At 56.9% G+C, this 25,519-nt stretch carries 22 protein-coding genes; 17 read left to right on the forward strand and 5 right to left on the reverse strand.

Translation table 11 applies throughout. The features are described from left to right. The first annotated feature begins 115 nt into the window (after nt 1-115). From QZ862_RS07045 to QZ862_RS07060, 4 genes are read left to right on the forward strand one after another with little or no spacing between them, the layout of a single operon-like run. The gene (locus tag QZ862_RS07045; RefSeq protein ID WP_296014110.1) at nt 116-1,057 is read left to right on the forward strand and encodes an ABC transporter permease; all 942 of its coding nucleotides are present in this window, start codon (nt 116-118) and stop codon (nt 1,055-1,057) included. Nucleotides 1,058-1,072: 15 nt separating this feature from the next. Next, the gene (locus tag QZ862_RS07050) at nt 1,073-1,951 is read left to right on the forward strand and encodes an ABC transporter permease (RefSeq protein ID WP_296014111.1); all 879 of its coding nucleotides are present in this window, start codon (nt 1,073-1,075) and stop codon (nt 1,949-1,951) included. A 1-nt stretch (nt 1,952) separates the two neighbouring features. Then, nucleotides 1,953-3,155 carry an amidohydrolase/deacetylase family metallohydrolase gene (locus tag QZ862_RS07055; protein ID WP_296098488.1) on the forward strand — a complete coding sequence of 401 codons (1,203 nt, stop codon included), beginning with the start codon at nt 1,953-1,955 and terminating at the stop codon, nt 3,153-3,155. A gap of 32 nt (nt 3,156-3,187) precedes the next feature. Further along, nucleotides 3,188-3,700 carry a RidA family protein gene (locus QZ862_RS07060; protein WP_296014114.1) on the forward strand — a complete coding sequence of 171 codons (513 nt, stop codon included), beginning with the start codon at nt 3,188-3,190 and terminating at the stop codon, nt 3,698-3,700. A 15-nt stretch (nt 3,701-3,715) separates the two neighbouring features. On the opposite strand, the gene QZ862_RS07065 is transcribed toward QZ862_RS07060, so the two are convergent. Continuing rightward, nucleotides 3,716-4,534 carry an IclR family transcriptional regulator gene (locus QZ862_RS07065; protein WP_296014115.1) on the reverse strand — a complete coding sequence of 273 codons (819 nt, stop codon included), beginning with the start codon at nt 4,532-4,534 and terminating at the stop codon, nt 3,716-3,718. Nucleotides 4,535-4,644: 110 nt separating this feature from the next. On the opposite strand from QZ862_RS07065, the gene QZ862_RS07070 reads away from it, so the two are divergent. The 12 genes from QZ862_RS07070 to ugpC all read left to right on the forward strand — a co-directional run bounded on the left by QZ862_RS07070 (nt 4,645) and on the right by ugpC (nt 18,307). Continuing rightward, nucleotides 4,645-5,841, forward strand: a complete 1,197-nt coding sequence (locus QZ862_RS07070; protein ID WP_296098490.1) for an aminotransferase class V-fold PLP-dependent enzyme — start codon at nt 4,645-4,647, stop codon at nt 5,839-5,841. A 69-nt stretch (nt 5,842-5,910) separates the two neighbouring features. Then, nucleotides 5,911-7,752 carry an ABC transporter ATP-binding protein gene (locus QZ862_RS07075; protein WP_296098493.1) on the forward strand — a complete coding sequence of 614 codons (1,842 nt, stop codon included), beginning with the start codon at nt 5,911-5,913 and terminating at the stop codon, nt 7,750-7,752. A 94-nt stretch (nt 7,753-7,846) separates the two neighbouring features. Beyond that, entirely contained in the window at nt 7,847-8,251 is a 405-nt protein-coding gene (locus tag QZ862_RS07080) for a gamma-glutamylcyclotransferase family protein (protein WP_296098497.1), read from the forward strand. Nucleotides 8,252-8,463: 212 nt separating this feature from the next. Beyond that, on the forward strand, nt 8,464-8,721 hold the full coding sequence (locus tag QZ862_RS07085) for a hypothetical protein (RefSeq protein WP_296098500.1): 258 nt from the start codon (nt 8,464-8,466) through the stop codon (nt 8,719-8,721). Nucleotides 8,722-8,879: 158 nt separating this feature from the next. Continuing rightward, entirely contained in the window at nt 8,880-9,653 is a 774-nt protein-coding gene (gene xth / locus QZ862_RS07090; RefSeq protein WP_296098501.1) for an exodeoxyribonuclease III, read from the forward strand. A gap of 145 nt (nt 9,654-9,798) precedes the next feature. Then, nucleotides 9,799-11,766 (forward strand): EAL domain-containing protein, encoded by a 1,968-nt coding sequence (locus QZ862_RS07095; RefSeq protein WP_296098504.1) that lies wholly within the window; start codon nt 9,799-9,801, stop codon nt 11,764-11,766. A 318-nt stretch (nt 11,767-12,084) separates the two neighbouring features. After that, nucleotides 12,085-12,777 (forward strand): FadR/GntR family transcriptional regulator, encoded by a 693-nt coding sequence (locus QZ862_RS07100; RefSeq protein WP_296098618.1) that lies wholly within the window; start codon nt 12,085-12,087, stop codon nt 12,775-12,777. Further along, on the forward strand, nt 12,774-13,949 hold the full coding sequence (locus QZ862_RS07105) for a PLP-dependent transferase (protein WP_296098506.1): 1,176 nt from the start codon (nt 12,774-12,776) through the stop codon (nt 13,947-13,949). Before QZ862_RS07100 ends, QZ862_RS07105 begins: the two co-directional genes overlap by 4 nt. 33 nt (nt 13,950-13,982) lie before the next feature. After that, the gene (locus tag QZ862_RS07110) at nt 13,983-15,242 is read left to right on the forward strand and encodes a sugar ABC transporter substrate-binding protein (RefSeq protein ID WP_296098509.1); all 1,260 of its coding nucleotides are present in this window, start codon (nt 13,983-13,985) and stop codon (nt 15,240-15,242) included. A 240-nt stretch (nt 15,243-15,482) separates the two neighbouring features. Next, entirely contained in the window at nt 15,483-16,385 is a 903-nt protein-coding gene (locus tag QZ862_RS07115; RefSeq protein WP_296037871.1) for a sugar ABC transporter permease, read from the forward strand. A 3-nt stretch (nt 16,386-16,388) separates the two neighbouring features. Continuing rightward, nucleotides 16,389-17,219, forward strand: a complete 831-nt coding sequence (locus QZ862_RS07120; protein WP_062426774.1) for a carbohydrate ABC transporter permease — start codon at nt 16,389-16,391, stop codon at nt 17,217-17,219. A 5-nt stretch (nt 17,220-17,224) separates the two neighbouring features. Beyond that, nucleotides 17,225-18,307 carry a sn-glycerol-3-phosphate ABC transporter ATP-binding protein UgpC gene (gene ugpC, locus QZ862_RS07125; RefSeq protein WP_296098512.1) on the forward strand — a complete coding sequence of 361 codons (1,083 nt, stop codon included), beginning with the start codon at nt 17,225-17,227 and terminating at the stop codon, nt 18,305-18,307. Between the two features lie 82 nt (nt 18,308-18,389). Here the strand turns inward: ugpC and QZ862_RS07130 are convergent, their stop codons facing one another. The 4 genes from QZ862_RS07130 to QZ862_RS07145 form a co-directional block, all read right to left on the reverse strand. Continuing rightward, on the reverse strand, nt 18,390-19,301 hold the full coding sequence (locus tag QZ862_RS07130; RefSeq protein WP_296098514.1) for a YiiG family protein: 912 nt from the start codon (nt 19,299-19,301) through the stop codon (nt 18,390-18,392). 78 nt (nt 19,302-19,379) lie between these two features. Beyond that, on the reverse strand, nt 19,380-21,368 hold the full coding sequence (locus tag QZ862_RS07135; protein ID WP_296098516.1) for an iron ABC transporter permease: 1,989 nt from the start codon (nt 21,366-21,368) through the stop codon (nt 19,380-19,382). A gap of 62 nt (nt 21,369-21,430) precedes the next feature. After that, entirely contained in the window at nt 21,431-22,270 is an 840-nt protein-coding gene (locus tag QZ862_RS07140; RefSeq protein ID WP_363315909.1) for an ABC transporter ATP-binding protein, read from the reverse strand. Between the two features lie 8 nt (nt 22,271-22,278). Further along, nucleotides 22,279-23,025 (reverse strand): helix-turn-helix transcriptional regulator, encoded by a 747-nt coding sequence (locus tag QZ862_RS07145; protein ID WP_296098623.1) that lies wholly within the window; start codon nt 23,023-23,025, stop codon nt 22,279-22,281. A gap of 352 nt (nt 23,026-23,377) precedes the next feature. Here QZ862_RS07145 and QZ862_RS07150 point away from each other — a divergent pair, with 352 nt between their 5' ends. Further along, entirely contained in the window at nt 23,378-25,510 is a 2,133-nt protein-coding gene (locus QZ862_RS07150; RefSeq protein ID WP_296098518.1) for a TonB-dependent siderophore receptor, read from the forward strand. Nucleotides 25,511-25,519: the final 9 nt, after the last annotated feature.

The following is a 25,519-nucleotide window of genomic DNA, read 5'->3' on the forward strand; positions in this document are numbered from 1 at the left end:
GTGATCGCCTCGTGTTCTGTGGAACGCGTAGAGAGCTGGCGCGATACCGAAGCGCATTTCATCACAGCGTGTCCGAGCAGACTCCTTTACCCTGCGACAAGGGAAAACGAAGCCCATGATCCGATATATCCTCCAGCGCCTCATCGGCATGATCGTCGTGATGTTTCTCGTCGTCACGATCGTCTTCATCATTGTGCGCGTCACACCGGGCGATCCCGCAGCCGTCATGCTTGGACCGGATGCGTCTGCGCAAGACATCGCGGACTTGAGAACCAGGCTAGGGCTCGATCAGTCGCTGGCGGTGCAATATTTCTACTACCTAGGCCAAATGCTGAAGGGCGATCTTGGTCAGTCGATCTTCCTCAACATGCCTGTAACCGCGGCATTGTTCGATCGCGCTGAGCCGACTTTCTTTCTCACGCTGTTTTCGCTGCTGATTGCCAGTGTCATTGCCTTGCCGATCGGCATTTATGCCGCCTATCGCCGGGGCTCTTTCATCGATCAGGCCGCAACGACGGTTGCGATGCTGGCGGCCAGCATCCCAAGCTTTTGGCTTGGCCTCATTCTCATGCAGTTCTTTGCTGTGCGGCTGAACCTCTTTCCGGTTTCCGGCTACGGCGGCCCGGGCTCGAGCTTCATTGACCGCATGTATCATTTGACGCTGCCGGCTTTCGCGCTTGGACTAGTGTCTTCGGCTCTGATCCTGCGTTTCACCCGCGCGTCGATGCTCGATGTTCTGGGTGACGATTATATTCGAACCGCCCGGGCGAAGGGTGTCGTCGAACGCCGCGTCGTCATGAAGCATGCGCTGAAGAACGCACTCATCCCCATACTCACCGTCATTGGTTTGACGGCGGCGGTGCTGATCTCGGGCGCCGTTGTGACGGAGACCGTCTTCGGTCTTCCGGGTGTGGGTAGCCTCGTTGTCTCGGCGGTTCTGAGGCGCGACTATCCCGTCATTCAGGGCGCGCTTCTCGTCATTGCAGCACTTTATGTCCTCATCAATTTCGCGATCGACATGCTCTACCTGCTGATCGATCCGCGTGTGCGCTACTAAAGGGGGCGGGAACCGATGACGGATATTGCCACGACCACTCCAACGCCTGCAGCGAGCGAAGGCACGAAGTTTCTGAAACGCTTTCTGAAACGCAAGACGGTGGCCTTTGGCCTGTTCGTGCTTGTCATCTTCGTACTTCTGGCCGCGCTCGCGCCCTGGATTGCACCTTACTCGCCATCTAAGCTGTCCATCGTCAATCGCCTCAAGCCGCCCAGCGAAACCTTCTGGTTCGGCACGGATGAGTTTGGCCGCGACGTCTTCTCGCGCACCATCTACGCGGGCCGTTTGTCGCTGCTCGTTGGTGCTTCCGTTGTGACGTTGTCGGCGATCATCGGTGTGACGCTCGGGCTGCTCGCCGGCTTCTTCAAGCGGCTGGACACACCGATTGCCCGGCTGATCGATGCGATGATGGCTTTCCCGGACATTCTTCTTGCCATTGCGCTTGTCGCAGCATTGGGGCCATCGCTCACCACCGTGATCATCGCCTTGTCGATTGTCTATTCGCCGCGTCTTGCCCGTATCGTGCGCGCCTCTACGCTCGTCATCAGGGAGCTTCCCTATGTCGAGGCCGCTCAGGCGCTGGGCATCTCCACCTTTCACATCATGACGCGGCATGTGCTGCGCAATCTATTGTCGCCAATCTTGGTGCAGGCCTCGTTCCTGTTTGCCAGCGCCATGCTGGCGGAAGCGGGCCTGTCTTTTCTCGGGCTGGGTGTCAGCCCGGAAATTCCGACCTGGGGCACGATGATTGCCGCTGGCCGCCAATATATCGGGCAAGCCGACTGGATGACCTACTTCCCCGGCTTTGCCATCATTCTCTCCGTCCTTTCGCTGCAAATGGTCGGCGACGGGTTGCGGGACATGCTCGATCCAAGACTACGAAGGGATTTGTAATATGACCGGTCAACACGCAAAGCCGCTGCTGATCAAGAACGTCAAGCCCATGGCTTTTGGCGCAGGTGATAAAGATGTCGCCACCGATATTCTGGTGAACGGCGAGGGCAAGATTGCCGCTATTGGACCGGCGCTTGCGTCTGACGATGCGACCGTGATCGACGGCAAAGGTGCTTGGATTTCGCCAGGTTGGGTCGATCTTCATGTTCACATCTGGCACGGCGGAACCGATATCTCGATCCGGCCTTCCGAGTGTGGTGCTGAGCGCGGCGTGACGACGTTGGTGGATGCGGGTTCGGCGGGTGAAGCCAATTTCCATGGTTTCAGGGAGTACATCATCGAGCCGTCGAGAGAACGCATTAAGGCGTTCCTCAATCTCGGTTCGATCGGGCTTGTGGCCTGCAACCGCGTAGCAGAACTGCGCGATATCAGGGACATCGATCTCGACCGCATTCTCGAATGCTACGCCGAAAACAGCGAGCATATCGTCGGCCTCAAGGTTCGCGCCAGCCATGTCATCACCGGTTCCTGGGGCGTGACACCGGTCAAGCTTGGCAAGAAGATCGCGAAGATCCTCAAGGTGCCGATGATGGTTCATGTCGGCGAACCACCAGCACTCTATGATGAGGTGCTGGAAATCTTAGGCCCCGGCGATGTCGTAACCCACTGCTTCAACGGCAAATCCGGCTCCTCGATCATGGAGGACGAGGATTTGTTCAATCTGGCGGAGCGTTGCGCATCCGAAGGTGTGAGGCTCGATATAGGCCATGGGGGAGCATCATTCTCCTTCAAGGTGGCGGAAGCGGCGATTGCGCGCGGGCTTCTGCCGCACTCGATCTCGACCGACCTGCACGGCCACTCGATGAACTTCCCGGTCTGGGATCTGGCCACCACCATGTCCAAGCTGCTGTCGGTCGGAATGCCCTTCGACAAGGTGGTGAACGCCGTGACCCATGCGCCGGCTGAGGTCATCAAGCTCGATATGCAGAACCGGCTTTCCGTTGGCGCGCGCGCCGATTTCACCATTTTCGATCTCGTCGATTCCGATCTGGAAGCAACCGACTCCAATGGCGATGTCTCGGTGCTGAAGCAGCTCTTCGAGCCACGCTACGCGGTCATCGGCGGAGAGGCCGTTGCTGCTAGCCGTTACATACCCCGCGCGCGCAAGCTTGTGCGGCACAGCCACGGCTACTCGTACCGATAGGATGGCGGATTGCCGCTGGAATGAATGAAAAGATGACAGGAGTTCGCGTGACACAGTCCCCGATCAAGATCGAAGCCAAGGCGCAGACGCCGCGCGATCGGCTTTCCGCGCTCGGCATAGACCTGCCGCCCGCACCGCCGCCCATCGCAAACTTTGTGACCCATGTCGTTGAAGGCAACATGCTTTATCTGTCCGGGCAAGGCCCACGAGAAGCAAATGGTTTCATGCATACCGGCAAGGTTGGCGTGGATGTCTCGGTCGAGCAGGCCTATGAGGATGCGAGGTTGACGGGCATCAATCTACTGGCGGTGATGAACGAGGCGCTGGGCGATCTTTCCCGCGTCAAACGGGTGGTGAAGCTTCTTGGCATGGTCAATGCCTCACCCGACTTCAAGGATCATCCGCAGGTCATCAACGGCTGCTCTGACCTGTTCAATGCTGTCTTCGGCGAAGCGGGACGCCATGCCCGCTCTGCCGTCGGCTTCGGTTCGCTTCCGGGAAACATCACCGTTGAGATCGAAGCGATCATCGCGTTGCAGGATTGACCGGCAAGGAGACGATTAGTGGTTGCGCCATCCCATCAACTGTTCGATCCGTGCGGCCGACGCCTTGACCCGGTCTGCATAGCCGGTCTTGTCGGCCACGATTTTCTGTTCGGGAAGGACGATGGAAATCGTCGCAACGCAGTCTCCGCGACTGTCGACGATCGGCGAGGCGATGCAGGCAACCGAGTAATCGGATTCGCCTGCCTGGATCGACAGGCGTTCCTCAAAGGCCTTGCGCGCCGCGTCCGAAAGGCTCTTGGCATCGATTGTGGCGCGTCCGGTCGGCGATATGCGCGCGCCACGTTTGAAGAGGTCGATGCGTTGCTCTTCCGGCATGTGGCCCACCAGAAGGCGCCCAGAGGCCGTCCAGTTCAGCGGCACGCGCGTTCCAACGCGCGACGCCACCTGGAAATGGCTTGGGCCATCGGCCATGGCGAGAACGAGCATATGCTCGTCGTCGCGCCCGCACACCTGGACGGTTTCGCCAGCAGCTCGGCAGAGATCGTGCATCTCATGCATGGCGACACTCATGAAATCCAGCGAGCGCGCATAGGCGAGGCCGTAATGATAGAGGCGGGCGCCAAGCCAGATGCTGCCGTCGTCGTTACGAGCAAGCATGTTCTTGTCCACGAGGTCATCAATGATGGCATAAATCGTGGAAAGCGGCGCCTTCACTGCCTTGGCGATGGCGTAGGCACCCGCCGGTGCGCCGGTTTCATACAGATAGTCGATGACCTGAATGGCGCGGTCGATGCCGCTGACGCGCGAGCGGCGCACCTTTCCGACGTCCTCGGACGAGGAAAGCTCGGAGGCTTCAGCAGATGAAGACGTCATATCCAATTCACGCTCCCGCGGATCAAAGAACCTATTGCGTTATTATGGCATAGGCTCTCACGGGGCAATAGAAATCACGGCCAGACAGGCCGACAGACTGGAGAAAGAGAATGTCAGACGATATCCGCACGAAGATCGGACTTCGCCCCGTCATCAATGTTTCAGGCACGATGACGAGCCTCGGTGCGTCCATTGTGGTTCCGGAAGCGATCGAGGCCATGGCGGCGATCCTGCCGCAATTCGTGGAGATCAACGACCTTCAACGCAAGGCAAGCACCATCATTGCGCGTTTAACGGGCGGCGAAGCTGGTTTCGTTACGGCGTCCTGCTCGGCCGGCATCAGCCTTGCGGTGGCTGCCACAATCACTGGTCCTGACCTTCTGGCGATCGAAAAACTGCCGGACACCTCGTCGCCGAAGAACGAGGTTCTGGTGCAGATGGGGCATGTCGTCAGCTATGGCGCGCCGGTTGATCAGTCGATCCGGCTTGCAGGCGGCAAGGTGGTGATGATCGGCCAGGCGACCTCCACGCATCGCTATCACATGGAAAATGCCATCACCGATCGGACAGCGGCTGCCGTTTATGTCGTGTCGCATCATGTGGTGGATTACGGCTTGCTCAATCTCAAGGAATTCGTCGAGATCGCGCATGCCAATGGCGTGCCGGTCATTGTTGATGCCGCATCCGAATACGACCTGCGGATATTCCTGGAACAGGGCGCCGATATCGCGCTCTATTCCGGCCACAAGTTCCTTGGTGGCCCAACCTCCGGCATCGTGGCCGGCAAGAAAGAACTCGTGCGCAACGCCTTCCTTCAGAATATGGGGATCGGTCGGGGCATGAAGGTTGGCAAGGAAAGCATCTTCGGCGTCATGGCGGCTTTGGAGGCTTGGGAAAAGCGGGACCACGCCGGCATTCGCGACCGGGAGACCGGCTATCTGAACCTCTGGAAGGAAACGCTTGCCAACCGCCCCGGCATCACCGCCTTGATCGAGCCGGACCCGACCAACAATCCGCTCGATCGTATGCGCGTGATCGTCTCGCCGCAGGAAGCCCACATCACCGCGTGGGATCTTGCCGCACGTCTTCGCAGTGGCCCGACACCGATCATCGTGCGCGACCATGAGGTCGAGCATCATTACTTCTACCTGGACCCCTGCAATCTCCACCCCGGCCAGGAACGCATTGTCGCAGCCCGGCTTGCTGAGGAACTGGATACTGCACGCGCTTCAAACGAGGTGATCGCCACGCCGTTCGAGGACTTGAGCCGCCATCGTTTCGATGGCGCCTTGCGCTGGCCCGACTGAGCCTTTCGATCGGCTAGGGCGGTAACGCCCTGCCGCTTCCACGAAGTCTGATGAGGAATGACGATGATGATGTCCAGCACCTTAAACAAGACCGTAACCGAGCCGGCGACCGGCCCGGTTCTGGCGGTGGAAAAGCTCAGAACCTCCTTCCTTGTCGATGGCGCCTGGAAACCGGTGGTGCGTGACATTTCCTTTACGGTGATGCCCGGCGAGACGGTTGCCATCGTCGGTGAAAGCGGCTCCGGCAAGTCGGTCACATCGCTCTCCATCATGCGACTGTTGCAGCCGGATATGAGCAGGATAGAGGGTAAGGTCTTGCTCGGCGGGCGCGATCTTCTTGCTCTCTCGGAGCAAGAGATGCGCAAGGTGCGCGGCAACGATGTTGCGATGATCTTTCAGGAACCGATGACGAGCCTCAATCCGTTGCTCACCATCGGTGATCAGATCTCCGAGGCGTTGCTTTCGCACTTGCCGATGAGCAAGGCGGATGCGCGTGCCGAGACCATCCGTATTCTGGAGAAAGTGCGCATTCCGTCTGCGGCGTCTCGCTTCGACGAATATCCCCACCGCTTTTCCGGCGGCATGCGCCAGCGCGTGATGATTGCCATGGCACTGGCAACCAAACCCGCTCTCTTGATCGCCGACGAGCCAACCACTGCACTCGACGTTACCATCCAAGGCCAGATCCTTGATCTCATCAAGATGTTGCAGGAGGAGGAAGGGACATCCGTTCTCTTCATTACCCACGACATGGGAGTCGTTGCCGAAATCGCGGACCGCACTGTGGTCATGTTCCGTGGGGAGCAGGTTGAGACTGGCGCGACGGCAGATATCTTCCACCGCGGACAGCATCCCTACACCCGCGCTCTTCTGTCTGCCGTCCCGGTTTTAGGCTCCATGCAAGCACACCAGAAACCTCTACGCTTTCCGGTGGTGGATGTAGGGACGGGTAAGTCTGATGTGCCTGTCGAGGTGAAGGACACCGTTGTTGAAGGTCGTCCCGTGTTGGAAGTTCGCAATCTCACCAAGCGCTTCGACATTCATTCCGGCCTTTTCGGTTCGTTGACCGGACGCGTACACGCGGTAGAGAATGTATCCTTCGATCTTCAGGCGGGTGAAACGCTCTCGCTCGTGGGCGAATCCGGATGCGGCAAGTCGACGACAGGACGCGCAATTATGCGCCTGATCGAGCCGGATAGTGGCTCTGTAATCGTAGAGGGGCGCGATGTACTGGCGCTGGACAAAAGAGAGATGCGCGAGATGCGAAAATCCGTCCAGATGATTTTCCAGGATCCGTTTGCCTCGCTCAATCCGCGCATGACCGTCGGTGCGGCAATTGCCGAGCCGTTCCTTGAGCACAAGATGGGAAATGCGAAAGAGGCGAAGGTCGTCGTCGCGGACATGCTGACAAAGGTCGGCCTCACACCGGACATGGCGGGACGCTACCCGCACGAGTTTTCCGGCGGGCAGAGGCAGCGCGTATGTATCGCGCGCGCATTGGCCCTGAAGCCGAAGGTCATCGTGGCCGATGAAAGCGTGTCGGCGCTGGATGTATCGGTCAAAGCGCAGGTCATCAATCTAATGCTTGACCTTCAGCAAAGCCTCGGATTGTCGTTCCTGTTCATCTCCCACGACATGGCTGTTGTAGAGCGCGTTAGTCATCGGGTAGCGGTCATGTATCTCGGCGAGATTGTCGAGATCGGGCCGCGCGCTGCCGTTTTCGGCAACCCGCAGCATTCCTATACGAAGCGCCTCATGGCTGCGGTGCCGGTTCCCGACCCGGAGCGTCGCCGGGTTAAGGGCGCGGCTGTCGTCGAGGAACTGAAGAGCCCCATACGCCCGGTAGAGTACAAGGTTATGCCTGCGCGGTTTCGTGAAGTCTCGAAGGGTCATCTCGTAGCTGAGAATTGACATTGATCGCTCAAAGCCTTTGGTTGTGCGCAATCCAACCGGAACGACTTCTCCAAATGCTGCGTTCGTACCTGCGGCATTGTAGGAGTTCGCATTGAACGTATTTATTTATGGGACATTAAAACGAGGCTTTGCTCTCCACGATAAGGGTCTGTCCGGCGCTCGCTACATTGGCGATGTGCAAACGCTAAAGCCCTATCCACTTTACATTGCTGCCGATTTTTTCGGCCCGATGATGCTGGATCGACCCGGGCAGGGGCTTCGCGTTCGCGGCGAATTGTTCGAGATCGATGACGAGAGGCTTGGTGTACTCGACGCCTTGGAAAACGTTGGCACGGAAGGAAGCTTTCGGTCAGCTCTTGACGTCACGCCGGTCGATGGCGGGATGGTCGTGTCCGCCATCGGTTTCTTCAAGGGTGATAACTGGCTGAACCCGATTCATTCGGGATACCTCGCGGATTACCAAGATCGCCGCTTCGTTCCCCCGTGGGAGAGATAAAGGCACACGGGCTTGCGGCTCAAACGATGAGCGGCGAGCTTCCGCGTAGCCTTTAGGAAGATCCGACGCGCAGCAACAGATCAGAGAATGATCAACGCTTGTGCCGGCAGGTCATGGCAACCTGCATCTTGAGCGAGTTGGCAGAGCAGAACCTTTTGCGCGGAACAACTCTTGTTCTATCGGGTTAGCTTTCGCAACTTGGGAGTTTGGTGATGAACGACAAATCCAATCAGAACGACAAAAACGACACGCAGACATGGTCGGCAGATCATGGCGGTGGCGTATCGCCGCCAACGTCGACTGGGACAGTCGACGAGGAGCAGGTCCACGAGCCATCTAACGACTGGCCTGCTGCAGAGGGTGTTGAGCACGATCCTGTTGAACCCGTGCCGTCCCCCGTTGACGAATTCGAGCCGCCTCAGAACAATGGACGCCGGACATTTCAAAATGGCGATACGGACCGCAGTTGAGGTGCGAGCTCTCATTAAATGAGCCTGTGTAGAGCGCCCGAATATGCGGTGGATCGCAAAATTTGAAATGGCAAGGCCGAGCGTCTGACGCTCGGTCTTTCTGCGCCGCCGGTGCTAAAGGCTCGTACGGCGTTGCACGGTATGGACGAGGTCAAAACTTGAAAATTGCGACCTACAACGTCAATGGTGTGAACGGGCGGCTGGCGAACCTCATCCATTGGCTTGATGAGGCGTCGCCGGACATTGTCTGTCTTCAAGAGTTGAAAGCCCCGCAGAACAAGTTTCCGATCAAGGCGATAGAGGCGGCCGGCTATGGTGCCGTTTGGCTGGGGCAGAAATCCTGGAATGGTGTAGCAATCCTGGCCAAAGGCCAGCAGCCGCATCTCACGAGACGGACGTTGCCAGGCGGTAGCAAGGACGATCAAAGCCGCTACATCGAAGCGATCGTCGATGGGATGTTGATCGGCTGTCTCTATGCTCCTAACGGCAATCCCTATCCCGGTCCAAGATTCAATTACAAGCTCAGATGGCTCAAGCGGTTGCGGGCTTACGCTGAAGAGCTTCTCGAGCTCAACGTCTCTTCGATCCTCGTCGGCGATTACAACGTCATGCCGACTGAACTCGATGTCTACAAACCGGAGCGATGGAAGAACGATGCGCTCTTTCGCATCGAGGTGCGAAACGCGTTCAAGGCGATCGTTGACCAAGGATGGACTGACGCTCTGAGATCTCTTCATCCTGACGAGCGCGTCTTCACATTCTGGGATTATTTCAGGAACGCTTATAGCCGAGATGCTGGTCTCAGAATTGATCACTTCCTTCTTAGCCCGGAGGCTGCTTGCCGCCTCGTCGCCGCCGAAGTCGACAAGCATGTGAGAGGGTGGGATCGCAGCAGTGACCATGCACCGGTATGGATCGAGTTGGAAGATTAGTCCGTTAAGTAGCCGTTCTGGCAGAGTGGATGACGCTGGCTATGCCGCACGCGCGGTATGACCGTTCCCACTCTCGAATGTTTACACTTCCGTAGGTTGTGGCAAATAACATTAGGCAATTCTCATTTAAGGATATTGCCGCTCCATGACTTCGGTAACTTTCGATGCCAGTGTGAAGAGAGATCAGCTGGTCACTCTACGCAAAATGGTTGCGCTATCGATACCGATCAACATCGTGCTGGGACTTTGTGCCTTGGTAGTGGCTACCTATTATGGCAACGGTCGAGCGGGCGCGATCTGGTTTGTCCTGTCAACGGTGGCGAACGCTGCAAGGCTGGTTGCCTGCAAGTTTCCGTTGCCGACGATGCCAAGCGGAGACTCCGCCGGTGACCTCGAGGCCTCATACAAAACGACCCAAAACTATCTGCGCCTGCATATCGTTCTCGCATTGGCATCGGGCCTTGTGTGGGCGTGGGTTCCAGTGCTTTGCGACTGGTACACATCTCCTCAGACATTGTTCTACGCGCTGATCGTGTGCGGTCTCACTGCTGGGGCAGTGACCTACGGGTACTCGTTCGCCAATGTGCCCACCGCATTTATCACGCCGCCACTGGTCACCAGCGCATATTGGCTTGAACAGTCGGGCGGCCTCGACAAACTGCTGATCTCAATCACTGTCGGCCTTTACCTTTTTGCTCTCATTCGTGGGTCCAGAGTGAACGAGAGACTGTTCTGCAATGACAGCAGGAAGAGAAATGAAGCGATTGCTCTTTCTGGTCAGTTGGAGAAGACCACAAATCAGGCCCTGATGCTGGCGCGAAACGCCTCTGAACTTATGGGGATCGACAAACTGACCGGGCTGCTCAACCGGCACGGCTTTTCGGATCGAGCAGAGCCTATTTTTGCCCTTCAGGCAGACATTGTCATGTTCATGCTGGATCTCGACGGGTTCAAGTCGATCAACGACGCTTTCGGGCATCAGGCTGGCGACCGGGTTCTCATCGAAGCCGCCAAACGGATAGAGGAAGTTATCGGCCAGCACGGATTTGCAGCGCGTCTTGGTGGTGATGAATTTGCCATTGTCTTGACGCAGCCCTGTGCCGATTCCAGCTTCCGGTTTCTGGCAAAGACTTTGATCAGCGCAGTCTCTCGCCCTTATTTGGGGATCGAGCCTCTGACGCTTGGCCTCAGCATCGGTGTTTACCATGGCTCAGGCGCGGCCTTGGACGATGCCTTAATGTGCTCGGATATTGCCTTGTATGCGGCCAAGAAAGACGGTCGCAACCAATTCAGGATTTTCGATGCCGATCTGCGCGATGAAATCGAAAGGCGCCGCGATATTGAAATCGGTCTGATAGAAGCTCTTGCCCAGCAGAACCTCGAGGTTTGGTACCAGCCGATTGTTCGCAGCGATACGCAGCAGATTGAAAGCCTTGAGGCTTTGCTGCGTTGGCATCATCCTCGACTGGGGTGGATTTCGCCACCCAAGATCGTATCTGCTGCCTCATCGATTGGGCGCTCGGGTGAACTTTTAAAATATATATTCAAGGATGTTGCAACCACCCTCAGTGCGCTTGGCGAGAGCGACGTCATGATCGCTATCAACATTTCTCCTCGAGAGCTTGCGCGCAACGATGTCGAGGCCCTGATCATGGAGTGCTTCAGTGCTGACGGGATTGCACTGAGCAGGATCGAACTGGAAATCACCGAGGACGCGACCATCGATCAGGAAAATGTCAAATTGCGTCTAAACTCTCTGTCGGAGAAGAATGTCAGGTTGGCGATCGATGACTTCGGGACCGGATACTCTTCCTTGGCGACCCTGCAGCAATTGCAGATTACCCGGCTGAAAATCGACAAATCATTCGTCACGGGAACGCGCGCTGGCTCTACAAACAGTTCACTGATGAAGGCGATGGTAAAGTTTTCAGACGCGCTCGGCTTTGAAGTCGTCGCCGAAGGTGTCGAAACGAAAGAAGATCTCCATATGGTGAAAAGCCTCGGATGTGCTTTCGCGCAGGGCTATTACTTCTCTAAAGCGATACCGCGACCCGAGGTGCTGGCTATGATTGAGCAACGCAATCAGTCGAGTTCGAAGATTTCAGGAAACTGACACTGATGCGGCGAGAACCCGTTCTGAGCCACATTGTGGATCATTGACTCATGCAAGTACCAGTCTCTTCTGATGGGAGGTGGGTAAAGCTCTGCGGATTTAAGCTACCTACATTCCTTTAGCATATGCGGTGATAAGCCCTCCCCAAATCTACCCAGCATGAAGTCTGCTTCTTTAGAATTCAGGCGGCAAAAACTCGCACTGTCGACGCTTGACGCCCTGACAAAATGAAGATTATGTTAATCGGTAAGATGTCAGACCAATTTAGATGGGCTGATATTGCGGGGGCAAATGGATCAGACACTCGAAAAGCACGCGATGGCTCCTCTACCGGTCATGGACCGGGTGCGGCAGGTCGAGGGCGCGCTTGTCGAGTTTGTCGAGCGGGCTGACCTGAAGCCGGGGAGCCGTCTTCCTGCCGAGCGTGAGTTGATGTCGGCACTTGGCGTCGGGCGCTCCACCATTCGTGAAGTGATCCGCAAATTCCAAGCTCTTGGGATTATCGACTCCCGCAAGGGAAGCGGCAATTATCTTTTAAAGCCGATCTCCACCGCGACTGTGCATATGCCCATCTCCATCGAGGCAGAGAGCCTGCGCGATGCGCTTTTGATGACGCTGGAAGTGCGGCGCGGCATCGAGGTCGAGGCGTCGATGGCGGCGGCTCGTCGTCGCACGGACGACGACATCGAAACCATGCGTCTGCGCTTGGAGGAGATGGAGCGTGTTCATCTCGCCGAGGGAACGTCCGGCAAGGCGGATCTTGCCTTTCACCTCTCCATCTATGACGCCACTCATAATTCGCTGTTCAAGCAGTTGCTCGAACAGATGCGCGAAGGTTTCGAGCGCTTCTGGTCCAAGCCGTTTGATAGGCCTGACTTTGCATCCCGCTCCTTTCCCTTTCACCGTACCCTCTTCAACGCCATCGTTGCCGCAGACCCCGTGGCAGCGCGGCAGGAAACACTGAAAATTCTCGCCATTGTCGAGGAAGATATCAAGGACATGTCCAAATGAGCCAAGGCTCTGATTTTTTCGATGCTGCATCGCTGATCGTTGCCCATGATGATACTCACGCTTTCGAAGCTGTGGTGCCACCTCTGGTCCAGACATCTCTTTTCACGTTCTCAACTTACGATGAGATGGTCGCAACCTATCGCGGCGAAAAGAGCCGTCCTGTTTACACCCGCGGGCTGAACCCGACTGTTCGCATGTTTGAAGAGATGCTCGCAAAGCTCGAAGGTGCTGAAGATGCGCTTGGCTTTGCCAGTGGCATGTCAGCGATTTCCTCCACCGTTCTGTCTTTCGTTTCTCCTGGCGATCGCATCGTTGCGGTACGCCACGTCTATCCTGATGCGTTTCGCCTTTTTGGCACCTTGATGAAGCGAATGCAGGTCGAGGTGATCTATGTCGATGGTCGCGATGAGGCCGCTGTCGAGAAGGCTATGCCGGGCGCCAAGCTCTTTTACATGGAAAGTCCGACAAGCTGGGTAATGGAGGCCCACGATGTCGGTGCATTGGCTGCGATTGCTAAACGCCATGGTGCGATTTCCGTGATTGACAACTCCTGGGCAAGTCCGATTTTCCAGACGCCCTTGGCGCTTGGTGTCGACATGGTGGTGCATTCCGCTTCGAAATATCTTGGCGGTCACAGCGATGTGGTTTCCGGTGTCGTTGCCGGTTCAAAGGCCATGATCGACTGCATCCGGGCTGAGGCCTATCCCTATCTCGGCGGCAAGATGTCTCCATTCGATGCGTGGCTGTTGATCCGAGGGTTTCGCACGCTGCCCATCCGGATGAAGGCGCATCAGGAATCGGCGCTTACGATCGCTTCTCGTCTGCAGGCGCTCGATGTTGTGGAGACCGTTTGCCATCCGGGACTCGCGAACCGGCTTCCGCCCGGGCTGAACGGCACGTCCGGACTCTTCTCCTTCATTTTCCGTGAAGGGGTGGATGTGCGGGCTTTCGCCGACAAACTTCAGCTTTTCAAATTGGGGGTCTCCTGGGGCGGGCATGAAAGCCTGATCGTCCCTGGCGAAGTGGTGCTTGAGCAGAAGGCGCAGCCGAATTCCGCGCATACTTTCGGCATCAGCGCGCGCTCCGTACGCCTGCATGTGGGTCTGGAGGGCACCGAGGCTCTCTGGAACGATCTTGAACCAGCAATCAGAGCGGCGTCTGCCGCAGCCTGACGCATCTTGACGACAACAAAAAGGGAGAACGACATGAAAAAACTGGTAGCAGCAGCATTCTTTACCGCGATGATGGCAGGAACGGCGCTTGCCGACACGACCCTGAAACTTGTGGAGGTCATCACCAGCCCCGAGCGCACCGAGACGCTGAAGAGCCTCGTCAGCAAATTCGAGGCTGCCAATCCTGGCACTAAGGTCGACATCATTTCGCTTCCCTGGAACGAAGCGTTCCAGAAGTTCGCTACGATGGTATCGGCAGGCGATGTTCCCGACGTTATGGAAATGCCTGACACCTGGCTGTCCCTCTATGCCAACAATGGCATGCTCGAAAGCCTTGAGCCCTATCTGGCCAAGTGGGAATATACACCCGGTCTGACACCGCGAGCCCTGGAGCTTGGCCGCGATGTCAAAGATACCGCCTACATGCTGCCCTACGGCTTCTACTTGCGCGCCATGTTCTACAACAAGAAGCTGCTCGAACAGGCCGGCGTGAAGGAGCCACCAAAGACCTTGGAAGAGTTCGCGGACGCGTCCAAGAAAATTTCGGCCATTCCCGGCAAGTATGGCTATTGCTTGCGCGGTGGGCCGGGCGGTCTAAACGGCTGGGTTATGTTCGGTGCCTCCATGGCGGGCTCCAACGAGTTCTTCACCGAGGATGGAAAATCCACATTTGACAGCCCCGGCTGGGTCAAGGGTCTGACCTATCTCGTCGATCTCTACAAGAACGGTTATGCACCGAAGGATAGCGTCAACTGGGGCTTCAACGAAATCGTCGCTGGCTTCTACTCCGGCACCTGCGCTTTTCTCGATCAGGATCCGGACGCTCTGATCGCCATCGCACAGCGCATGAAAAGCGAAGATTTCGGTGTCATGACCATGCCGAAGGGACCGGATGGCAAGACCTTCCCGACGATCGGTTTCGCCGGCTGGTCGATGATGGCCTCTTCGAAGGACAAGGATCTTTCCTGGAAGCTTATCGAGACGCTGGAAGGACCTGAAGGCAATATCGAGTGGAACAAGAAAACCGGCGCTCTTCCGGTTCATACCTCCGCCGAGAAAGATCCTTTCTACGCCAGCGAGCAGTTCAAGGGCTGGTTCGAGGAACTGGCCGACAAGAACGCGGTGCCGACAACCATGCCGACCTATCTCGAAGAGTTTGCTTTCTTCAAGGATTCGCTCGTGATCAAGACCTCTCAGGAAGCTCTTCTGGGTGATATTACCCCTGAAGACCTCGCCAAGCAGTGGGCCGACTACATGACGAAGGCTCAGCAGAAGTTCATGCAATCCAAGTAACAGGGCTGGCGGTGCGCCGCTAAATGGCGCGCCGCTTCCCAAGTCAGCTATATATAGTCTCGTGCTAAACTAGATTAACTATAGTGTAATAACCTATTGTTTTATTTGAAACATTTGTCGCAAAATAAGAGTGGGCATTTGCGACGTGTTTCAAAGCTGAGATCAGCGCGTGGCCATCGGCCTAGAAATCATTACGCTGAGGAGCAATTGATGTCGTCATTTTCAAGCGCCGCACCTGCGATGTCGCGCAAACCCATGTCGCGAAGACTCGCTGCTGCAGCCGAACCCTGGCTTTATAGCGCGCCAGTCCTTGTTCTTATCGTCACGGTGATGATGGTGCCATTGGTGCTCGGGCTTTCTTACGCATTCCGCGATGTTCAATTGCTCAAGCCGTTCTCCGGGGGCTTCGTTGGGCTTGAGCACTTCAAGACCCTGTCCCAGGATGCCGCTTTCTACCGCGCGCTGCAGAACACGCTTTGGTGGACAGGCGCTTCGGTATTCCTGCAATTCTTTTTTGGCCTCATTCTGGCCCTTCTGCTCGACAAACCTTTTGCCGGGCGTGGCATTGCTCAGGCACTGGTCTTCCTTCCCTGGGCCGTTCCTACCTTTCTCGCTGGGCTGAATTGGGCATGGTTGTTCAACCCGGTGATTGGGCCGCTGCCGTACTGGATGACATCGCTCGGCATGCTCTCTGCGCCGAACAATATTCTGGCGGATCCGCACCTGGCCATGTGGGGTCCGATCATCGCCAATGTCTGGTGGGGAATTCCGTTTTTCGCCATCACTTTGCTTGCTGCCTTGCAGGCCATTCCGCGGGATCTTTACGAAGCTGCCTCCATCGATGGCGCGAGCCCGCTTCAGCGCTTCACGTCGATCACCTTGCCCTTTCTCGCGCCGACGATCGCGATTACCGTTCTGCTTCGTACCGTCTGGATCGCCAATTTTGCCGACCTTATCATCGTCATGACCAATGGTGGGCCAGCCGACCGCACGCAGATCGTTGCGAGCTACATATTCACCCAGGCCTTCAAGCGGCTGGATTTTGGCTATGCCTCGGCAATCGCGCTGGTTCTTCTGGTCCTTCTCCTCGCTTACTCCATGCTGATCGTCATCATGCGCCAGCGCCTTATCGAGAAGGATTGATCCGTGACCGGCCGAATTTTTCTTACCGTCGCGCACCGTCTGGCGATCCTCGTCTACATAGCCTTTGCGCTCTTTCCTCTCTTCTGGCTGCTTAAAGTCTCGGTCACTCCGAACGACTTGCTCTATAGCGAAGGCGTGCGCCTTTGGCCGTCGCGCGCGACCTTCGACCACTATCGCTTCGTGATCGAGAACAGTGCATTTCCGACATTCTTCAAGAACAGCGTCATCGTGGCCGGATCGACCGCCTTTGCCGTGACGGTGCTTTCATCGCTCTCCGGCTATGCGCTGTCTCGCTTTCAGTTTCGCGGGAAATACTGGATCATCGCCCTGATGCTGATCACCCAGATGTTTCCGTTGGTCATGCTGGTGGCACCGATTTTCAAAATGCTATCGCCCTTGGGGCTGACCAACAGTCTGACGGGCCTCGTCATCGTCTACACGGCGTTCAACGTACCTTTCGCGACGTTCCTCATGCAGTCGTTCTTCGATGGCATTCCGAAGGACCTCGAGGAGGCAGCCATGATTGATGGCGCCAGCCGCTTCACCGCGTTCCGCCAGATCATTCTGCCCCTGACCCTGCCTGGGATCGCAGCAACGCTCGGCTTCGTCTTCACAGCGGCCTGGAGTGAGTTGCTCTTTGCGCTAATGCTGATTTCTGGAAATCAGAGCGCGACCTTCCCCGTGGGGCTGCTGACATTCGTCTCGAAATTCTCCGTCGATTTCGGGCAGATGATGGCCGCTGGCGTTTTGGCGCTCATTCCGGCCTGTCTCTTCTTCCTGCTGATTCAAAGATATCTCGTGCAGGGCCTGACGGCCGGTGCAGTGAAAGGATAAATTCCATGGCTTCCATAGAGCTTAACCGCGTCGCCAAGTCCTACGGCGACCATCCTGTCCTGCACGGCGTCAATCTGAAAATTGAAGATGGCGAGTTCGTCGTGCTCGTCGGTCCCTCAGGCTGCGGGAAATCGACGTTGCTGCGCATGATTGCGGGTCTGGAGGAGATCACCTCGGGAACGCTTTCCATTGATGGCCAACTGGTCAACGATCTCAAGCCCAAGGATCGCGACATCGCCATGGTGTTTCAATCCTACGCGCTCTATCCTCATATGAGTGTTGCCGACAATATGAGCTATAGCCTGCGACTGAGGAAAAGGCCCAAGGATGCCATTGCTGCGGCGGTTTCTGCGGCATCCGGCAAGCTCGGTCTCGACCCTTATCTTGCACGACGCCCTAAAGCGCTTTCGGGTGGCCAGCGTCAGCGCGTGGCGATGGGCCGTGCCATCGTTCGCCAGCCAAAAGCCTTCCTCTTTGACGAACCCCTGTCGAACCTTGACGCACGGCTTCGCGAGCAGATGAGAGCCGAGATCAAGCGGATGCACGCGGATCTTGGAGCGACCTCTGTCTACGTGACCCATGATCAGATCGAGGCGATGACGCTCGCTTCGCGCATCGTAGCCATGAATGCCGGATATGTGCAGCAGATTGGGGCGCCGCTCGACCTCTATGATCGTCCAGCCAATCTCTTCGTTGCAGAATTCATCGGTTCACCGGGTATGAACTTTCTTCAGGGCCATTGTGTCCAGAAGCCAGATGGAAGCGCAATGGCGCTGCCGGATGGTAGCGAGCTGCCACTCGGTCGGACAATCCCGCTAAAGAATGGTGAGGTGATGACCCTTGGTATACGTCCCGAGCATGTGCTCGTCGCCCCGCAGACGGGTGGCGTGGTTGCCAAGGTTGACCTCGTTGAGCCGACGGGTCTCGGGATCATTCTGCACCTGACGGTTCACGGGCTTCCCTTCAAGCTCTTCTCTTCGGACCGCGCCCTTTTGCAGCCTGGTGCATCGATCAGCGTTGGCTTGCCGGAAGCGAAGCTCCACGTGTTTGACAGCAAGGGCGACCGGGTGGACGCCGATCAAGGCTGATGCGATTTTCTGCCGGTTGCTCGCGGATTTCCCCGCGCCATGAAGACGCGCGGGGAAAGTCATTGTGGACCTGGGAAGCGTTTCAGTCTTTCGAGAATATGGTTGCACTCTGAGACGTCGAAACCATCATATTATAGTCGTTGTAAATCCATTCGAGATCGTCTGCAGCTTTACGCGCATCGCCCTTGTACTTTTCCAGTTTCTCCTGAAAATCCCTGAGTTTACTAAGAAGAGTTCCAGGGCTGGATTCGAAGACGTGGAATGAGCCTGGATGCTCGGTTGCGTAGTCGTCGAACGTTTTGACGGCCTCCGCGTAGTCCTTGAGCGAGCTATCATAGGCCGCGAGGTCGACCTTCGTTTTGTCGCCGCTCGGCAATGTCTCCATGACGGCTTGAGCCTTGATCATGATATTGCGGACATGCCAGCGGGACGTCTTGCCTTCGGCCTTTTCAAGCGCGGCCAATTCCTGCAGATCGATCGTTCGCTTCTCCTTCGCCAGGAGCGTGTCGGCTTCCGACCGTGCCTTGGAAAATTCGTCGGCATGTTTGATGATTTCGGCGTGAAACTCTTTGCCACCCTGCATCTTGTCGCTCTTGTAGTCCGAGCGATCATAATATTTGCTGGCCTTTTCGAGGACGGGCGCTAGCTGTTTGTAGACAGTGATGAACCGTGTCATCGCAGTATCCAGCTCGGGCATTTTCGGATCGGCACCCGTGACTTTTTCGGCTTCTGCGATTTCGGAGCGTACGTCATACGGCGCATAGAGGCCGTAGATGATGCGTTCTTTTCCAGTTGGTCCTTTCTTCATGTTGACCCAACTTTCATATCGAGCGAGCGAGTCCGATGCGCGGATCGCACGGTTCATGAAGGCAACATAGGCATTCATCTTCACAACGGTCGCGTTATGATCTTCTTCTGTTGTTTGCGCCGAGGCTCTCGGAACGAACGCCATGACGAATGCTAGTCCGATCAGCAGTTTCAAAAGCCGTTTCAAACTTGTCTCCTCTTCCGACTACGATGTTTTGTTTTGATGTTAGTAAAGTGCTGCGGCGAAGCCGAAAGCTCCCTTTTCTCAGGGGCGTTTTCTTGCAGCTGTTTTCGGCTCAATGTCATTCGACCTCCGTAACCTCCGAACGGTCGGTCGTCGGACATGGTCGTTATGCGTTTTGCGCAACAACACTGTGAAGGCCGGCGCCCCTATGATCGCAGTGACGATCCCGGCTGGGAGTTCGAGTGGGGCGATGATGCTGCGACCGACGGTATCTGCCAGCGCAAGGGCAACAGCACCGATCGCCATTGCAACGGGCAGGCTCTTTGTATGGCGCGGTCCGGTGAGAAGGCGGGCGGCATGGGGAGCGAGCAAGCCGATAAAACTGATAGCGCCAATGGACGATACGGCGACTGCCACTGCACCAGCGGCGTAGACCATGGCGTAGCGGCCAGCGTTGCCTGTCATTAGGCCAAGCGATCTGGCTTTTTCATCGCCAAGCAAAAAAGTGTCGAGGTGGCGTGTGTATAGTGTGCCGATCACCAGGAGGCCGACGACCCAGGGCATCAACATGAATACGTCGTCGTAGCCGCGCGCATGCGTGGAGCCCACCAGCCAGGAAAGCGCCTGCGCAGTTTGCAAGCGCGCTTCAACGACGACGATCGTTGACGCCGCAGCGATACTTGCAGCGATAGCCACCCCCGCCAGAACGAATTTTTCAGGCCCCTGCTTGGGGGCAAGGACGTTCAAGCTCAGGACAACGGCCAAGGCGCCCGCCAAGGTCACGAGTTGAAAAGGCAAGGTTGCTGGCAATAGTCCTGAAAGGAGTGCCAGAAGGCTGCAAAAGGCCGCTCCCTGTGTGATTCCTAACGTTTCCGGTCCGCAAAGCGGATTGCGTGTGACGGCCTGAATGACGCTGCCTGCGGCAGCCAGCAATGCCCCGCATCCAAGCGCGACGAGGAGGCGGGGGAGACGAAGGTCGAGATTGATGACGATCTCGCTCATCGAGAGGGAAAGGCTGTTACCGGCGGCGAGGCCGGCAGTTGCACTGATAAAAGCTGCCACGGCCAGAGCGACAAGAACGCGGAAGAGGGGCGGGCGTGTCGTTCCCGCTGGCAAACCAATGCGACGTTCCCCGCCGATCTTCGCGGCGCGCAGAAGAAACAGCATGATGGGCGCCCCGAGGCAGGCGACCGTCACACCTGTTGGAACGATGGTGCCACCGCTTGCCAACGTTTGGGTGATCACATCGGCAAGAACCAACATATTGGCACCCCAAAGCATCGATAGCGGTAAGTGGCGGTGGTGCCGTGCGAGACCGAGTGCGCGAAGCATATTCGGGACAGCAAGCCCGATAAAGCCGACAGGCCCAGCCAGGGTTACGGCGCAGCCGCACAGGAGAACGGCGCATGCAAGGCTAATAAGAGTGACAGCCCGTGTCATGCCCAGACTGGCGGAGGTCTGCTCGCCCAGTCCAAGGAGATCGAGTTGACGGGCCAACAGCACCAAGGTGACGGCGCACATGATAATGACCGGCGCTGTCGTTAACACCTTTCCCCACCCGGTCTGGTCCAGAATGCCGGACGACCAAAGCAGCAAGCCCGAGGAACGTTCGTCGGCCAGAAGCACGATTGCAGACGACAAGGCCGAGAAGCAGAGGGAAATCGCGACACCTGCAAGGGCCAGTCGTCCGGCAGGCGCACGAAATCCACCGGCCAGAATGAGGCATGCGATTGCGCCCGTCAGACCGCCGGCGCTGGTTGCGATAAGGGGCGGCATGGCCACAGGCAGCAATAAAGTGGCCATCACGAGGAAAAGCTGTGCGCCGTTTGTAACGGACAATATATCCGGCGCGGCCAGAGGATTTCGCAGCACGCTTTGCAGGACAGAGCCCGCGACTGCCAACGCAGCGCCGGTCAGAACGGCAGCGATCAGACGAGGCGCACGGACAGTCTCCAGAATTGCTTGCGCCAGCGTCGTTGGCTGTGATGGAAACACCAGGATGTCGCGCCAGCTGACCAGACTGCTTCCCGCCCGAAGTTCAAGGGCCGCCAACACCAGAAAAAATGCCAAGGCTACCGGCCACGCGATCGCCGATGCCATTGCGGACGGCGAGATGAAACGCAAACTCGCCGTCACGTTGAGACCGCATTGTTCGGGCGATAGCGCGCATCGATCCAGTCGACCATGCAGTACTGTCTGCCCGTTCCATCCGGGTGCGCAACGATATCGACCCTGCATTCGAAAGCTTGCCGCAAAAGGCTGGTTTGAAGCACGTTGTTGGTCGAACCTGTTGCGAGAACCTGACCTCTACGCATCAGTATGACGTCGTCAGATATATCCATTACGTGATTGAGGTCGTGGAGGACTGCAACGATCGTGAGCCCATCATCTCGATTGAGGCTACGAAGGAGCGTCAGAAGTTCCGCCTGATGTCTGATATCGAGGAAGCTCGTCGGTTCATCGAGAAACAGAACACGCGGCTCCTGCGCAAGAGCCATCGCCAGCCAGGCTCGCTGTCTTTCGCCGCCAGAGAGAGTTGTTATTTGGCGGTGGCGCAGATGGTGAAGATCGACCCGCGAAATCGCGCTGTCGACAATCGTGAAGTCGTGATCAGAGAGCCGCCCGAGCCAGGGACGATGAGGGTACCGGCCCTGCTCGACAAGTTCTTCGACTGTCAGGCCTATTGGAGTTTCCGGCGTTTGGCTCATCACGGCGATATGTCGGGCGATTTCGCGTCGGGGCATCGCTTCCAGCGAGTGTCCCGCCAGACGCACGTGCCCAGAAGTCGGTCTTTCAAGCCCCGCGAGGCATTTCAGAAGAGTGCTTTTTCCAGAGCCGTTTGCGCCGCATATCGTGGTAATGCGTCCCTTAACCATGGCGACGGACACGTTTTTCAGCGCCGTGGCTTCATCAAAGGTTACGCTCACGTCGACGGCTTCGGCCGCAATTGGGTCGGCTGGCGCATGACTCATGAGGATCGTCACACCGACGCCTCGCGCAAAGCTTTGCGCAGAGAGGACAGGCTGCGGTAACCGACATCGGCCGCCGCTTCTTCGAGCTTGGCTCCCTCCGCCTGACGGCGCATGACATGCGCTGTGCGCAAGCGACGCCGCCACTCGGCAAAACTCATACCGGTCTCAGTTCGGAATTTCCGTGTCATGGTTCGTCGGCTCATGCCGAGATTGTCTGCCCATTGATCGATATCGAGATCGATTGATGGGGTTTCGGTCAGATCGCGGCAAAGCCGCTGTAACCGCCTGTCGCTCGGCATCGGTAGAGCAAACGGTCCCTCGCGGGCAAGAGCGATCTCTTCAAGGATCAATGCAGCCAGGTGTCCACCACGAGCATCCTCGTCATAAAGCGTCGGCTGTTCCAGAAACGCGCTGACGGTGGCGGATAGAAGTGGGGATGTCGCGATCACGCGAACCGGTTCCCATGGAAGCGAAACGCCGGGGTGCGGTTCAATGTAAATCGACTGCATTGATACCCTCCCATGAGAGTGGACCGCGTGGGGGATTTCCGGTGTGATCAGCAAGCCGTAGCCACTGGGAATGATGAATGACGTGTCAGGTGTTCGTGCGGTCATGAAGCCGTCGACGATCTGCAAAAGCTGGCCGCGACGATGGCTGTGCCAGCCAAAATCGACGCTCTGTTCATAAGTCCGTGCCATGGCGGCGATCGGCCGCTGCACGTTTTGAAGATCGGCTGCTCTTTGCGGCTTTCGGATTTCGGCTTCGTGCAAGTCGGTTCTCTGCGCGGACGCTTCAATGGATGGTGACGGGAGAGCCATAGCCACATCATGTCAGTTTTTCAAAACGAAAGAATGGCCCATTTCATGCCTAAAGGCATGAAAATAGAAAACGGGTCAATAAGTGGCCCATCGAAGTTCGATTTTGACCTGACAATGCTGATAAAAAAAGTCTACTTAAGCCACCGAGCGCGCGGGATGTGATGAAAAACGGACTTTCCGGAGCGTCCCGCTTCGGCAACAGTTTATAACAGGTCCCGCAATGCATAACGCCGCCCTCCGCCTCCCCATGACGCCTCACCACAAGGTTAGTGTAAGGGGCTTGCTGTTCATGATGTCGACTGCCGCCGTGGGTGCAATCGCATTCCATCCTCAGCATGCGAAAGCGCAAGACGCTGACGGTGCAACAGTCCTCAAGACAATCGTTATTCAAGGTGCTGCAGAAAAAGGTGCTCGCGTGGAACAGCGCGGCTATGTGGCAAGCAACTCCGCTTCCGCCACCAAGACGAACACGCCGATTGCCGAAACGCCGCAATCGGTATCCGTAATTACGCGTGGTGCGATGACCGATCGGGCGGTGCAAACGGTGGCCGATAGCTTGCTTTACAGCGCGAATGTCAACGGCCAGCGTTACGGCAACGACCCGCGCTCTGACTACTTCAGTATCCGTGGTTTCAGTGCTGATCTTTATCTGGACGGGCTACGCGTTCCGCAAATCGCCAACCAGACAGGCGGCTACGCGGGCTTTCGTGTCGAACCTTATTTCCTGAACCGGGTGGAAGTGCTGCGCGGGCCGAGCTCAGCGCTGTTCGGGCAAACAAACGTCGGCGGTGTGGTGAACATGGTCAGCAAGGACCCGTTGGAAACCCCTAAAGGAGAAGTCTACACCCGCTTTGGAAGCTATAAGCAGAAGGAATTAGGGTTCGATTTAACTGGCCCTCTCGGGGCGGACTCCGACTTTACCTATCGCCTGGAAGGGGTAGTCCGCAATGCAGAAACTATGAACGACTTCGGCAAGAATGACCGAACGGCTATCAGCCCAACCGTCAAGTGGTCACCGGACGAAGATACGAGCCTGACGATATATGGCGCTTACATGAAGGATGAAGCGGGCCAGGTACCATCGCTTCTTCCCGCTGTCGGAACGATCTTTCCCAATAGCCTCGGACTAAAAATTCCGCGCAACTTTTCAGACGGCGATCCCTCACTGGCAATCTATGATAAGGAAACCGCCTATATCGGATACCGCTTTGAGCACGCGCTGAATGAGGATCTCGTTCTTCGGCAGAATTTTCGATACTCCTATCTGGATGTGAATTACCAGAATCTTTTCAGCAATGGTCTTGGTGCGGACCAGCGTACGCTCTCTCGCCTCGCTTACAATGCACAGCCAACTTTGAACGCACTGGCACTCGACACGAACCTCGAATATCAATTCGACAGCGGGCCGGTTGCTCACAAGCTTCTCGGTGGGATTGATCTCCAGTGGCAGAATCTAGTCAATAGAACGGGTTCGCGGACCGATACGACGCTTAACCTCGACCTCTTCAATCCGGTTTACGGCATCGGCGTGCAGCCAGCGCCAATCACCACTCATCTCGATCAAACTCAGCAGCAAGTCGGAGTTTACCTCCAGGACCAGATGGAATGGGGTGGCCTGCGCGTGACCCTTGGTGCTCGCCAGGACTTCGTGAGCAATGATTCCGACAGTCTGGCTATAAGCTCAGGTATTACCACGCGTTACCAGCAGGACCACTCTGCCTTCACCGGTAGAGTCGGCGCCGCTTATGTTTTCGATAACGGCTTCGTTCCTTATGCCCTCTACTCCACGTCTTTTGCGCCAGTGCTGACGCTCGCACCAACGCCGCTTAAGCCTACGAAGGGCGAGTTGAAGGAGATCGGCCTCAAATATGCGCCAGATGGCGAGGATTTCAGCATCACACTTTCCGGCTTTGAGGCTACACAGCAAAATGTCGTCAATCGCGTGTCGGGTGTGTACTACCAGACCGATGAAGTGCGGGTGCGCGGGATAGAGTTGGAGGGGAGTGCGACGCTTTGGGATCGCATCAACCTGACCGCGGCGGCAAGTTTTCAGGAGCCGGAGGTCACCGAAAGCCGGACGCCGGCTCAGGTGGGCAAGATGCCCTATACTGTCCCCAAGCAGCAGCAGTCACTTTTCGTCAGCTACGACATGCCGACGCCGGACAACTGGGAGGGCAAGCTGACCGTCGGAGCAGGTGTTCGCCACATCGGCAAGACAGCAGGCGACACGGCAAACACTTTCTTCGTGCCAGGCTATACGCTGGTGGATGCTTTCGCCCGTTACGACCATGACCGTTACGCGTTCCAGCTCAATGGATATAACCTCGGAGACAAGACCTATGTCGCTGGTTGTAACACGCCGACCCAATGCTATTACGGACAGGGTCTGACGGTCGTGGGAACTCTGAGCGTCAAGTGGTAGGCACTTCGA

Origin of the sequence: uncultured Agrobacterium sp., assembly GCA_913777615.1 — a bacterium.
In the GTDB taxonomy this organism is placed as follows: Bacteria; Pseudomonadota; Alphaproteobacteria; order Rhizobiales; family Rhizobiaceae; genus Agrobacterium.